Raw genomic sequence first — 12958 nt, forward strand, 5'->3', positions numbered from 1 at the left:
CATGGGTATCGATCTTCCGCTGATCTGGGCCGTGATCATCATCTTCGGCATCATGATGTACGTGGTCATGGACGGCTTTGATCTTGGGATCGGAATTCTCTTCCCATTCATCAAGGGCAAGAGCGATCGGGACGTGATGATGAACACCGTCGCCCCGGTCTGGGACGGCAACGAAACCTGGCTGGTATTGGGCGGCGCAGCACTGTTCGGCGCTTTCCCGCTGGCTTACTCGGTGGTGCTCTCGGCGTTGTACCTGCCGCTGATTTTCATGCTGATCGGGCTGATTTTTCGCGGTGTGGCCTTCGAGTTTCGCTTCAAGGCCAAGGACGACAAACGCCACCTCTGGGACAAGGCATTCATCGGTGGCTCGATCGCCGCAACCTTCTTCCAGGGCGTGGCATTGGGTGCGTTCATCGATGGGCTACCGGTAGTCGATCGTCAGTTTGCCGGCGGTTCGCTCGACTGGCTGACACCCTTCACGATGTTCTGCGGTGCGGCGCTGGTGGTGGCTTACGCACTGCTCGGTTGCACTTGGCTGATCATGAAAACCGAAGGCAAGTTGCAGGAGCAGATGCATGATCTGGCGCGACCACTGGCCTTCGTGTTGCTGGCGGTGATTGGCATCGTCAGTATCTGGACGCCATTGGCCCATGCGGAAATCGCTGCACGCTGGTTCACCCTGCCGAACCTGTTCTGGTTCCTGCCGGTGCCGATTCTGGTGCTGGTGACTTTGTACGGTCTGATTCGGGCGGTAGCCCGCAATGCGCATTACACGCCATTCCTGCTGACCCTGGTGCTGATCTTTCTCGGCTACAGCGGTCTGGGTATCAGCCTGTGGCCGAATATCGTGCCGCCGTCGATCTCGATCTGGGACGCCGCCGCACCGCCGCAAAGCCAGGGTTTCATGCTGGTGGGCACGCTGTTCATCATTCCGTTCATCCTGGGCTACACCTTCTGGAGCTACTACGTGTTCCGCGGCAAGGTCACCCACGAAGATGGTTACCACTAATGACTACGGCGCAGCATTGAATCCTGCGCCGTTGCAGAGGAGAAAACGATGATGGCTGGCAAACCCACTTTGCAGGAAATCGAAGCCGCCGAGAAAAAGCCGCTGTGGCAGCGCCTCGGCTGGCTGGCGATGATCTGGGCCGGCAGCGTCGTGGCATTGTTCATCGTGGCCACGCTAATGCGGATGTTCATGAATGCCGCGGGCCTGAGTACCCACTGAAATTCCCATCCCGTTGCCTTGCGGCACGGATTCATAACCCTCCCGATGGAGGGTTTTTTTTCGCTTTTATTTACGGGCTTTGAGAATGACAAACTTGGGCGTGGCGGCTACTTGCTCGACGCCGCGGAACAATCGCGCCAGCTTGCTGTGATAACCCAGGTGACGGTTGCCGACGATGTACAACGCGCCGCCCACCACCAACGCTTCACGCGCCTGCTGGAACATCCGCCAGGCCAGGAAATCGCCGACCACTTGCTGTTGGTGAAACGGCGGATTGCACAGCACCACGTCCAGGGATTGAGGTTCCTGCTCGGCCAACCCATCGCCGGCCCGCACGATCACGTCGCGATCGCCTAGCGCCATGCGCCAGTTTTCAGCGGCCGATTGCACGGCCATGAACGATTCGTCCACCAGCGTGTAGTGCGCCTCAGGGTTTTGCAGGGCACTGGCAATCGCCAGCACGCCGTTGCCACATCCAAGGTCGGCAACCCGCGCCGTGCCGAGGTTCTTCGGCAAATGTGGCAAAAAGGCCCGCGTACCGATATCCAGCCCTTCGCGGCAGAACACATTGGCGTGATTGAGCAGTTCGATCGCAGGTTCGTCGAGTCGATAGCGGGTCGGGTAGGGAGAGATAGCAGGGGGTTTGGCTTCGGCTGTGGCGATCAGTAATCGAGCCTTCTTCACCGCCAGCGAGGCTTGCACCGGGCCGATGTAACGTTCCAGCAGATCGCCCGCAGCACGTGGCAAATGCTTCACCATCGCGGCCGCAATCACTTGAGCGCCGGGAGCCAGTTGCCCTTGTAGCCGGATCAGTTGCTCCTCCAGCAGGGCCAGGGTTTTCGGTACCCGGATCAATACCCGGTCAAACGGCCCGACGAACGTTTCACTGGCAGGCACCTTCGGCACTGCATCAAACGTCTGGCCGTTGCGTATCAAGTTTTTTTCCAGCCCCAGAAAAGCCAGAAACGAATCGCCGCTGCTGGTCACCCGAACCTTGCCCGCCAGGCTGGCGGCCAAAGCCCCGAAGCTGTCATTGAGCACCAGCACGCGGCTATCGGCGGCCGGTTGTTGCCCGGCCAGATGATTGAGCAGGTATTCGTCTGCGGCATCAAAGGCTTGCAACGGTTCGTTCTGCTGTTCTGGCTGGCGGATCAGATCGAGTTGAGCGAAGGGGGTTTCGAGCAGAGGCATGAGGCGGGGGACTCTGGGTAGTCAACGGAGGATAATCAACGAATGGCCCGCCGCTCAGGGGCTTGCAGCGGGCGAACCATCCGAGTGGACTGCGTCGTGGGAGTTTCACACGGCATCACTCAGGATGGATCGCAAATGGTACGGTTTTTTCGCCTGGATTACTCGCGGGGATTACCGGATTCAAACAGATTCAGATGACGCCCACTTTCGCGGCTCTGATCACCGCTGCAATCTTGTTGTTTACACCGAATTTTCGGATAGCGCCGCGTATATGGAACTGTACGGTGCTTGAACTCAGGCAGAGGATGATCGCGATCTCGTCTGCTGTCTTGCCAAGGGCTGAATATCTCAGCACCTCGATTTCCCGGGATGATAAATGCACTGTGCCTGATTTTGAGGCCGCAGGCAGTTCTTTCGCGACAAGCCCGTGCAGGTGACGGCTAATGAACAGCGCGTAGCCCAGATTTTTGTACAGATCATGCATCGTAATCGGACAGTGGCTTCTGGCCAGGCTCAGTATGCTGCAAAGCCCATTCTCATCATGAACGGATTGGGACCAGCCATAGCGCAATCCTTGCTGTTTTTGTGCTTGCCACAATGTGGGGGTCTTGCAGAAGATTTCTTCCTGCCAAAGAATCGGTAATTCGGAATGATTGCAATGAGCCAGTATCGGATCGACTTCACTGAAATGCTCCTGTTCATATTTCGTGTTCCATTCGGTGGGATAATTATTCAGATTGATCGTATGGTGGCATCTCTCCTTTATTTGGGATGTTATTGAAAATGCACAGAAATTAAAGCCAAGATTTTTAACGAGATTGAGAGAAATCTCGTACGCCGTCTCTATTTTCTGAGCGTAAGAAAGCTGCGTAAACTGTGATTCCTTCCAGACTTTCATGTGGAAACTCCATTGCGGACCTACTTGCATTGGTGCTTGTTGGATCCAATATCCTGGCACGTCCCGAGTGTAGGAGAATTCTTACTTGTATGATGAATTTTTTTGCTCTTAAAAAAAAATTGGAACTGCATTAACCGGTTCTTAGCTGTACTAACGAACAGCAAGTATCAACAGCGTGTCATATTCGGTGTTTCTACTGTTTGGTGAGGTGAAGCAAAGCCATTACAAATCACCGGTGTTTATGCCCTCTGCTTTGCGGGACACTGGCGTCATCTGTTGAAGGAGCGACCCATGACTGCCAGTGCAGAGAAATTCACACGTCAGACACTGCTCGACGTCCAGCCGTTGACTCCAAGCCTGTTTACCCTGCGCACTACCCGGGATTCGGGCTTTCGTTTTCGCGCTGGGCAATTCGCTCGGTTGGGCGTGACCAAGGCCGACGGCAGTACGGTGTGGCGGGCTTATTCCATGGTCTCGTCCCCCTTTGACGAGTTCCTGGAGTTCTTCTCCATTGTCGTGCCGGGAGGGGAGTTCACCAGTGAACTGAGCCGGCTGGAAGTCGGCGATACGCTGCTCGTCGACCGGCAGGCTTTTGGGTATCTGACGCTGGATCGCTTCGTCGATGGCCGTGACCTCTGGTTGTTATCCACAGGCACGGGGCTGGCGCCGTTTCTGTCGATCCTGCAGGACTTCGAGGTGTGGGAAAAATTCGAACGAATCATCCTGGTTTACAGCGTGCGCGAAGCGCGGGAGCTGGCGTATCAGGAGCTGATTGCAGGGCTGGCCCAGCGCGATTATCTGGCTGAGTACGCGCACAAGCTGCAGTTCATCGCCACCGTCACCCGCGAGCAGCCTCCGGGGGCCCTGAATGGGCGGATCACGACACTCATGGAAAGTGGCGAACTGGAGCGCACGGCCGGTGTAAGGCTGACCGCCGAGCATTCGCGGGTGATGCTCTGTGGTAACCCGCAGATGATCGATGACACACGCAAATTGCTCAAACAACGGGGCATGCACTTGAGCCTCAGTCGACGGCCCGGCCAGGTGGCAGTGGAAAACTACTGGTAAACAAACGGCGCCCTGAAGGCGCCGTTGCTTGGGGCAATCCGTCATCAGGGCTGATTGTTCTGAGCCTTGAGCAGATCGCGAATCTCGCCCAACAGCTCTTCTTCCTTGGTCGGAACCGGCGGCAGCGTTGGCGCAACGGCCTCTTCACGTTTCAGGCGGTTGATGGCCTTGACGCCCATGAAGATCGCGAAAGCGACGATGATGAAGTCGATCAGGCTCTGGATGAACTTACCATAGGCCAGCACCACCGCTGGCACGTCACCGTTGGCAGCCTTGAGCGTAATAGCCAGGTCACTGAAGTCCACCCCACCGATCAGCAAGCCGATTGGCGGCATCACCACGTCGCCGACAAACGATGAAACGATTTTGCCGAAGGCGGCACCGATGATGATACCCACGGCCATGTCGACCACATTACCTTTGACCGCGAAGGCCTTGAACTCACTTATCACGCCCATAGGTTATTTCCTTGTTACAGATGAGGTTGGTGAACGCAGTGTAAATCAGCTAAACGGCTGGCGCTCGAAACACCGCCTTACAATGCCCGCTATTATCGACACATCTTTTGGCATTTAGTTTACAAAGTGCCACCAGTCGCGCGCGATTACCCGCTCTAGACCGGGCATTACAGAACCTTTTCACTATCGGCTCGGTGCGGGATTTCTATTTATGTTTTGGCCTTTGGGTCACTAGCCTCTGTGGGGCGCACCTGGATGCGCTTTATAAAATCAGAGGAAACTTCCATGACAACTCCCCTTGGCCTCGGGGCTTTTCCCCTCCGTCGTACTCTTGGCGTTCTGACCGCCAGCCTGCTGTCCTTCTCCGTCAATGCTGCGACCTTGACCCGCGATAACGGTGCCGCCGTCGGCGACAACCAGAACTCGCAAACCGCCGGCGCGACCGGGCCGGTGCTGCTGCAAGACATACAATTGATCCAGAAACTCCAGCGTTTTGACCGTGAACGCATTCCCGAACGCGTGGTGCATGCCCGCGGCACTGGCGCCCATGGCACATTCACCGTCACCGACGACCTCAGTGACCTGACCAAGGCCAAGGTGTTCGCCGGTGGCCAGAGCACACCAGTTTTTGTACGTTTTTCGGCGGTGGTTCACGGCAACCATTCGCCGGAAACCTTGCGTGATCCACGAGGGTTTGCCACCAAGTTCTACACCGCAGACGGCAACTGGGACCTGGTCGGCAACAATTTCCCGACCTTCTTCATCCGTGATGCGATCAAGTTTCCAGACATGGTTCATGCCTTCAAGCCGGATCCGCGTACCAACCTTGACGACGATTCCCGTCGTTTCGACTTTTTCTCCCATGTTCCAGAAGCCACTCGCACCTTGACCGAGTTGTATTCCAACTCCGGTACGCCGGCCAGTTATCGGGAGATGGACGGTAACGGTGTACATGCCTACAAGTTAGTGAACGCCAAAGGCGATGTGCACTATGTAAAATTTCACTGGAAAAGTTTGCAGGGAATAAAAAATCTCGACCCTAAAGAAGTCACTAATGTTCAAGGTCAAGACTACAGTCATATGACTAACGACTTGGTCGCCAATATTAACAAGGGCAACTTTCCTAAATGGGACTTGTACATCCAGGTTCTCAATCCACAAGATCTGTCCAAGTTTGATTTCGATCCATTGGATGCGACCAAGATCTGGCCAGGTGTGCCGGAACGAAAAGTTGGACAAATGGTGTTGAATCGTAATCCGGCGAATGTTTTCCAGGAAACTGAACAAGTGGCCATGGCCCCGGCCAATTTAGTTCCGGGTATCGAACCTTCGGAAGATCGCTTATTGCAAGGGCGAGTGTTCTCGTATGCCGATACTCAACTGTATCGTCTGGGGGCCAATGCTCTGCAGTTGCCAATCAACGCACCCAAAGTCGCCGTGAACAACGGTAATCAGGATGGCGCAATGAACATCGGCGCCAGCAGCACCGGCGTAAATTACCAGCCAAGTCGCCTGCTGTCTCGTGAAGAGCCGCCAACCGCGCGTTACAGCCAGTCGGCCCTGTCGGGCAGCACGCAGCAGGTGAAGATTCAGCGCGAACAGAACTTCAAGCAGGCCGGTGATCTGTATCGCTCGTTCAACCCGAAGGAGCGTCAGGATCTGATCGACAGCTTTGGTGGCTCGCTGGCTACCACTGACGATGAGAGCAAGCACATCATCCTGTCGTTCCTGTACAAGGCCGACACGGAATACGGGACCGGGGTAGCCAAAGTGGCCAAGGGTGATCTGGCCCGGGTCAAGGCGCTGGCGGCCAAGCTGGTCGACTGATCCATCTGCCTGAAACGGGGCCTCATGCGAGGTCCCGTCTGATCAAGGAGTTGCGCCATGCGTTTTTATCTGTCTGTGTTTCTGGCGTGCTGGTCGCTCAGTGTGTTCGCCGGGCCTGATGTGCAAGCCTCGAAGAACCCTCAGGCGCTGAAAGCCCAACTACAGGATTACTATTTTGATGCCGCTCGACGCGGTGATGGGCCGATGCTCGAGACTTTCATCGAGGCTGGCTATTCCCTCGATACTCGCGACAGCAAGGGTTACACCGCACTGATTCTGGCCGCCTATCACGGGCACAGCGCCGCGGTGGAGCGTTTACTCGCTGCCGGGGCGGACGCCTGCGTTCAGGATCAACGTGGTAATACGGCGTTGATGGGCGCGATTTTCAAAGGCGAAGTGCAGATTGCCAGAACGCTGTTGGCCGCCCAGTGCAACCCCGACCAACGCAACGGCGCGGGACAGACTGCCGCGATGTACGCCGGCTTGTTCAAGCGCGTCGAGTTGCTGGACGTCCTCAAGGCCAAGGGGGCGGACCTGAACGCCGAAGATCCGCTGGGTAACAGTGCCGCGCGTCTGGCCAGCGGTGAAATCCGTACGGCGGCGCCGCGCTGATCCGCCCGAGCTGAGCTATCATCGCGGTTTTTGCCGGGAGTTCAGATGGCCAAGGCCAAGCGCATGTACGGCTGCACCGAGTGCGGCTCAACCTTCCCCAAGTGGGCCGGCCAATGCGGCGAATGCGGGGCCTGGAACACGCTGACCGAAACCATGGTCGAGAGTGGCGGCGCCGCAGCCCCCAGCGGGCGCACCGGTTGGACTGGCCAACAGGCGCAGATCAAAACCCTGGCCGAAGTCAGCGTCGAAGAAATCCCGCGTTTCTCCACGGCGTCCAGCGAGCTGGATCGCGTTCTGGGCGGCGGCCTGGTGGATGGCTCGGTGGTGCTGATCGGTGGTGATCCAGGCATCGGCAAGTCGACCATTTTGTTGCAAACCTTGTGCAATCTCGCCAAGAGCATGCCGGCACTGTATGTCACCGGCGAAGAGTCCCAGCAACAAGTGGCCATGCGCGCCCGGCGCCTGGGCTTGCCTCAGGATCAGCTGCGGGTGATGACCGAAACCTGCATCGAAACCATCATCGCCACGGCCCGGCAGGAAAAACCCAAAGTGATGGTGATCGACTCGATCCAGACGATTTTCACCGAGCAACTGCAATCGGCACCGGGTGGCGTCTCCCAGGTTCGCGAAAGTGCGGCGCTGCTGGTGCGTTACGCCAAACAAAGCGGTACGGCGATTTTTCTCGTCGGTCATGTCACCAAAGAAGGCGCACTGGCTGGCCCTCGAGTACTGGAGCATATGGTCGACACCGTTCTGTATTTCGAAGGCGAATCCGATGGGCGCCTGCGTTTGTTGCGGGCGGTGAAAAACCGTTTCGGCGCAGTGAATGAATTGGGCGTGTTCGGCATGACCGACAAGGGCTTGAAAGAAGTCTCTAACCCTTCGGCGATTTTTCTGACCCGCGCCCAGGAAGAAGTCCCGGGTAGTGTTGTCATGGCAACGTGGGAAGGCACCCGGCCGATGCTGGTGGAAGTGCAGGCGTTGGTGGACGACAGCCATATGGCCAACCCACGCCGGGTAACGCTCGGTCTGGATCAGAATCGCTTGGCCATGTTGCTGGCGGTTTTGCATCGACACGGCGGCATTCCGACTCACGACCAGGACGTGTTCCTCAACGTGGTCGGCGGGGTGAAGGTGCTGGAAACAGCATCTGACCTGGCCTTGATGGCAGCGGTCATGTCCAGTTTGCGCAACCGGCCGCTGCCCCATGATCTGCTGGTGTTCGGTGAAGTTGGCTTGTCGGGTGAAGTGCGCCCGGTGCCAAGTGGTCAGGAACGCTTGAAAGAGGCGGCGAAGCACGGCTTCAAGCGCGCCATCGTGCCCAAGGGCAATGCGCCGAAAGAAGCGCCGCCGGGGTTGCAGATTATTGCCGTGACACGCCTGGAGCAGGCGCTGGATGCGTTGTTCGAATAGCTGCCGAATCGAACACAATCCCTGTGGGAGCGTCGGGCCGTCAAACTTCGATCAAGGCGCCCAGTTCACGCTCAAGCTCTTGCGGATCACCCAGATTGAGCTCAACCAACCGTCGCAGACGCTCGATGGATTCCAGGCTGATGTGTTTGCAGACAAACCCGAGTTGACCCTGGTCATCGTGGGTCAACATCACATCCATCTTGATCTCTACGTCTTCGTTAAGATGAATATCAACCAGGAAATGCCAGTCTGGATTACCCAGCCACGGCTCGGGCTTCTCGATAAGCAGCCCCTTGAGCGACAGGTCGATCAACTTCACCGGCCAGATGAACTCTCCTTGGCTCAGCTCGGTTCGGGCATCGAACGCAAAACGTTTGAAGCGACGGCGATCAGCGGGGTGGTCACTCATGGCGCAATCCTCTGAATGTCCGCTGACTATAGACCCGCATCATTAAAACCTGCCAGCCAAGACAAGGCCCTGGATCAATGTCGGGGTATGGCCTTTGCTGTCAGTAGCGCTAAACTCCGGATGGCTGTCTTTCTTGTCCACTCTGGCTGGAATCATAAAATGAAAAATAATAATAGCCTGCTACGCCATCTACCCTGGCTGCTGCTGGCAATCCTGGGAGCGTGCGCCCTGGGTGTAGTGGCATTGCGCCGAGGCGAGGCGATCAATGCCTTGTGGATTGTGGTCGCCGCCGTGGCCATTTATTTGGTCGCGTACCGCTACTACAGCCTGTTCATCGCTAACAATGTGATGCAACTCGATCCGCGTCGGGCGACGCCCGCCGTGCTCAACAATGACGGTCTGGACTATGTGCCGACCAACAAACACATCCTTTTCGGTCACCACTTTGCAGCGATCGCTGGCGCAGGGCCGCTGGTCGGCCCGGTCCTGGCGGCGCAGATGGGCTATCTGCCCGGTACGCTGTGGCTGATTGCCGGGGTGGTGCTGGCCGGTGCGGTTCAGGACTTCATGGTCCTGTTCATGTCCACCCGCCGCAACGGTCGCTCCCTGGGCGACATGGTCCGTGAGGAAATGGGCCGCATCCCCGGAACCATCGCGCTGTTTGGCTGCTTCCTGATCATGATCATCATCCTTGCGGTGCTGGCGCTGATCGTGGTCAAGGCCCTGGCCGAAAGCCCGTGGGGTATTTTCACGGTGATGGCGACCATCCCGATCGCGATGTTCATGGGCATCTACATGCGCTACATCCGCCCGGGCCGCATCGGTGAAATCTCGGTGATCGGCGTGGCGTTGCTGCTGGGTTCGATCTGGCTGGGCGGGCAGATTGCCGCTGACCCGGTGTGGGCCAAGGCGTTCAGCTTTACCGGGGTTCAGATCACCTGGATGCTGATTGGCTACGGTTTTGTCGCTGCGGTATTGCCGGTGTGGCTGATTCTGGCGCCGCGTGATTACCTGTCCACCTTCCTCAAGATCGGCACCATCGTTGCGTTGGCGATCGGCATCCTGATCACCATGCCCGAGCTGAAAATGCCGGCCTTGACCCAGTTCATCGACGGCACCGGGCCGGTATGGAAGGGCGGGTTGTTCCCGTTCCTGTTCATCACCATTGCCTGTGGCGCGGTGTCCGGTTTTCACGCGCTGATCTCCTCCGGCACCACGCCGAAGTTACTGGATAACGAGGTTAACGCCCGTTACATCGGTTACGGCGGCATGCTGATGGAGTCCTTCGTGGCGATCATGGCCATGGTGGCCGCGTCGGTGATCGAGCCGGGCGTGTACTTCGCCATGAACAGCCCGGCGGCGGTCGTCGGTGGTGATGTAGCGGCTGTCGCACAAGTCGTCAGCGGCTGGGGTTTTGCAATTACCCCGGAAGCGCTGCAAGCAGTGGCCAAGGACATCGGTGAAACCACCATCCTGGCCCGTGCCGGCGGTGCGCCGACCCTGGCGGTCGGTATCGCACAGATCCTGCACAGTGTGCTGCCGGGTGAAAACACCATGGCGTTCTGGTACCACTTCGCGATCCTGTTCGAGGCGCTGTTCATCCTGACTGCGGTGGATGCCGGCACCCGTGCCGGGCGCTTCATGCTGCAGGATTTGCTCGGCTCCTTCGTGCCGGCGCTCAAGCGCACCGAATCCTGGACCGCCAACCTGATTGCCACCGCCGGTTGCGTGGCGATGTGGGGTTATCTGCTGTATCAAGGCGTGATCGACCCGTTGGGCGGGATCAACACCTTGTGGCCGCTGTTCGGCATTTCCAACCAGATGCTGGCGGGTATCGCACTGATGCTGGCAACCGTGGTGCTGATCAAAATGAAGCCGCCAACGCTACATCTGGGTCACCATGTTGCCCGCTGTGTGGTTGCTGATTTGCACCACCACCGCAGGCTTCATCAAGCTGTTCGACGCCAACCCGGCCATCGGCTTCCTGTCGTTGGCGAAGAAATACAGCGATGCGTTGGCCAACGGGCAGATTCTGGCCCCGGCCAAGAGCATCGAGCAGATGCAGCATGTCATCTATAACGCCTACACCAACGCAACGCTGACCGCGCTGTTCCTGTTCGTGGTGTTCAGTATTCTGTTCTATGCGCTCAAGGTCGGCATTGCTGCCTGGGGCACCAAAGAACGTACGGATAAAGAATCGCCGTTCCAGGCTCAGCCGGATGCGTAATCGAGGATTGCACCATGTTCAATGACCTGAGTCGCCTCGGTAAATACCTCGGTCAGGCCGCGCGCCTGATGGTCGGCATGCCCGACTACGACAACTACGTCGAGCATATGCAAACCAAACACCCGGACAAACCGGTGATGAGCTACGAGATGTTCTTTCGAGAACGTCAGGAAGCCCGTTATGGTGGCAAGGGTGGACCGAAGTGCTGTTGATGCAACAGCCTGGCTGATGCAATCCCTGTGGGAGCGGGCTTGCTCGCGAAAGCGGTGTGTCATTCAACATTAATGTCGACTGACACGACCTCTTCGCGAGCAAGCCCGCTCCCACATTTGTTTTGTGTAGTTTCTTAACTTTGTGAAACAGGAGAACCCGTTTGTCCTCTCCCATTCCAGTAACAATCCTCAGTGGCTTTCTCGGCGCGGGAAAAACCACGCTCTTGCGCCACCTGCTCAAAGCCGAGCACGGCCTGAAAATCGCCGTGATCGAAAATGAATTCAGTGACGCCGGCATCGACACCCAGCTGTTGGGTGACGAGCCGGTGCAAGTGATGACGCTGTCCAACGGCTGCGTCTGCTGCACCATCCACACCGATTTGACCAAAGCGCTGTACCTGCTTCTGGAACGCCTGGACAGCGGCGAAATCGCCTTCGACCGCCTGGTGATCGAATGCACCGGCCTGGCCGACCCGGCTCCCGTGGCGCAAACCTTTTTCATCGACGAAGAACTGCGTGAGCGCTACATCCTCGACGGCATCATCACCCTGGTGGACGCGGCCCACGCCGACCTGCACCTGACCCAGACCATTGCCCAGGCACAGATCGGCTTTGCCGACCGCTTGCTGGTGAGCAAACGGGATCTGGTGGACGAACCGACCTTCACTGCCCTCAGCGAGCGCCTGATCCGCATCAACCGTCGCGCGCCAATCCGTGTGGTCGACCACGGCAAGATTGATCTGGCTGAACTGCTCGACGTGCGCGGTTTCAACCTCAATGCCGACCTCGGTGGTGGCGTGAGTTTGCGCCCGGTGAGCAAGGCGCCCTCCATCGATCGCATTTCCAGCCTGGTGTTGCGCACCGACAAGCCGCTGGATATCGACAAACTCAGTGAGTTCATGAACGAACTGCTGGAAGAGCATGGCAAGCAACTGCTGCGCTACAAAGGTGTTTTGAACATTCTTGGCGAACCGCGGCGCATGGTGTTTCAAGGGGTGCTGAAGTTGTACGGTTTCGATTGGGATACCGAGTGGGCCGATGATGAAGTGCGGGAAAGTATCATTGTGTTTATTGCTGATGAGTTGCCCGAAGAAAAAATTCGTGAAGGGTTCGCAAAAATTGCAATAGACTAAATTGTTAGTGTTTATGATGAATTGGGGTGGTTACATTAAGTTGGAATTTGTAGCGGGCTTTGGTATTTCGATGATGTTAACTTTCTTGGGTGCCAATGAAGGCACCTATTAAGTTGATATTGGAGCGTTATATGAAAGAGCAGATCCTGGATATGTCTGGCGATTTCGACAGTGAGTTTGAAGCCTATGTAAAAGGCGGTATCAATAAGATGGCGGGCGTTGAAGTTATGTCCACCACCGCGATTACCTGCGAGAGCCTGGGTTGTACGGTTTTCTGCTAAA

At 57.1% G+C, this 12958-nt stretch carries 13 protein-coding genes and 1 pseudogene; 10 read left to right on the top strand and 4 right to left on the bottom strand.

All coding sequences use genetic code 11. The features are described from left to right. Position 1 precedes the first annotated feature (1 nt). Both cydB and ABH909_RS07555 read left to right on the top strand, forming a co-directional pair. A complete protein-coding gene (cydB, locus tag ABH909_RS07550) occupies positions 2-1009 on the top strand; it encodes a cytochrome d ubiquinol oxidase subunit II (protein ID WP_429431774.1) in 1008 nt (335 codons plus the stop codon). 51 nt (positions 1010-1060) lie between these two features. Then, positions 1061-1228, top strand: a complete 168-nt coding sequence (locus ABH909_RS07555) for a DUF2474 domain-containing protein (RefSeq protein ID WP_258622847.1) — start codon at positions 1061-1063, stop codon at positions 1226-1228. A gap of 66 nt (positions 1229-1294) precedes the next feature. Here the strand turns inward: ABH909_RS07555 and ABH909_RS07560 are convergent, their stop codons facing one another. Further along, a complete protein-coding gene (locus ABH909_RS07560; protein WP_429431777.1) occupies positions 1295-2419 on the bottom strand; it encodes a methyltransferase in 1125 nt (374 codons plus the stop codon). Positions 2420-2609: 190 nt separating this feature from the next. After that, on the bottom strand, positions 2610-3317 hold the full coding sequence (locus tag ABH909_RS07565) for an autoinducer binding domain-containing protein (RefSeq protein ID WP_429431779.1): 708 nt from the start codon (positions 3315-3317) through the stop codon (positions 2610-2612). A 291-nt stretch (positions 3318-3608) separates the two neighbouring features. On the opposite strand from ABH909_RS07565, the gene ABH909_RS07570 reads away from it, so the two are divergent. Next, positions 3609-4385 (top strand): ferredoxin--NADP reductase, encoded by a 777-nt coding sequence (locus ABH909_RS07570; protein ID WP_429431782.1) that lies wholly within the window; start codon positions 3609-3611, stop codon positions 4383-4385. A gap of 44 nt (positions 4386-4429) precedes the next feature. Here the strand turns inward: ABH909_RS07570 and mscL are convergent, their stop codons facing one another. Beyond that, entirely contained in the window at positions 4430-4843 is a 414-nt protein-coding gene (mscL, locus tag ABH909_RS07575; protein WP_429431785.1) for a large-conductance mechanosensitive channel protein MscL, read from the bottom strand. A gap of 285 nt (positions 4844-5128) precedes the next feature. On the opposite strand from mscL, the gene katB reads away from it, so the two are divergent. From katB to radA, 3 genes are read left to right on the top strand one after another with little or no spacing between them, the layout of a single operon-like run. Further along, complete coding sequence (gene katB, locus ABH909_RS07580) at positions 5129-6670, top strand: catalase KatB (RefSeq protein ID WP_429431788.1); 1542 nt, start codon at positions 5129-5131, stop codon at positions 6668-6670. Positions 6671-6727: 57 nt separating this feature from the next. Beyond that, a complete protein-coding gene (locus ABH909_RS07585; protein ID WP_429431791.1) occupies positions 6728-7282 on the top strand; it encodes an ankyrin repeat domain-containing protein in 555 nt (184 codons plus the stop codon). 45 nt (positions 7283-7327) lie between these two features. Beyond that, positions 7328-8695, top strand: a complete 1368-nt coding sequence (gene radA / locus ABH909_RS07590) for a DNA repair protein RadA (RefSeq protein WP_007895270.1) — start codon at positions 7328-7330, stop codon at positions 8693-8695. Between the two features lie 40 nt (positions 8696-8735). Here radA and ABH909_RS07595 read toward each other — a convergent pair whose 3' ends face one another. Next, on the bottom strand, positions 8736-9104 hold the full coding sequence (locus ABH909_RS07595; protein ID WP_429431795.1) for a PilZ domain-containing protein: 369 nt from the start codon (positions 9102-9104) through the stop codon (positions 8736-8738). A gap of 159 nt (positions 9105-9263) precedes the next feature. Here ABH909_RS07595 and ABH909_RS07600 point away from each other — a divergent pair. The 4 genes and pseudogenes from ABH909_RS07600 to ABH909_RS07615 all read left to right on the top strand — a co-directional run bounded on the left by ABH909_RS07600 (position 9264) and on the right by ABH909_RS07615 (position 12957). After that, positions 9264-11331 (top strand): annotated as a pseudogene (locus ABH909_RS07600) (carbon starvation CstA family protein). 14 nt (positions 11332-11345) lie between these two features. Beyond that, positions 11346-11543 carry a YbdD/YjiX family protein gene (locus ABH909_RS07605; RefSeq protein WP_007895266.1) on the top strand — a complete coding sequence of 66 codons (198 nt, stop codon included), beginning with the start codon at positions 11346-11348 and terminating at the stop codon, positions 11541-11543. Between the two features lie 161 nt (positions 11544-11704). Continuing rightward, entirely contained in the window at positions 11705-12676 is a 972-nt protein-coding gene (gene yjiA / locus ABH909_RS07610; protein ID WP_429431798.1) for a GTPase, read from the top strand. A gap of 131 nt (positions 12677-12807) precedes the next feature. Further along, complete coding sequence (locus tag ABH909_RS07615) at positions 12808-12957, top strand: hypothetical protein (RefSeq protein WP_429431801.1); 150 nt, start codon at positions 12808-12810, stop codon at positions 12955-12957. The last annotated feature ends 1 nt before the right edge of the window (position 12958 follow it).

Source organism: Pseudomonas sp. BS3782 TE3695, assembly GCF_050435305.1.
Taxonomy (GTDB): Bacteria; Pseudomonadota; Gammaproteobacteria; order Pseudomonadales; family Pseudomonadaceae; genus Aquipseudomonas.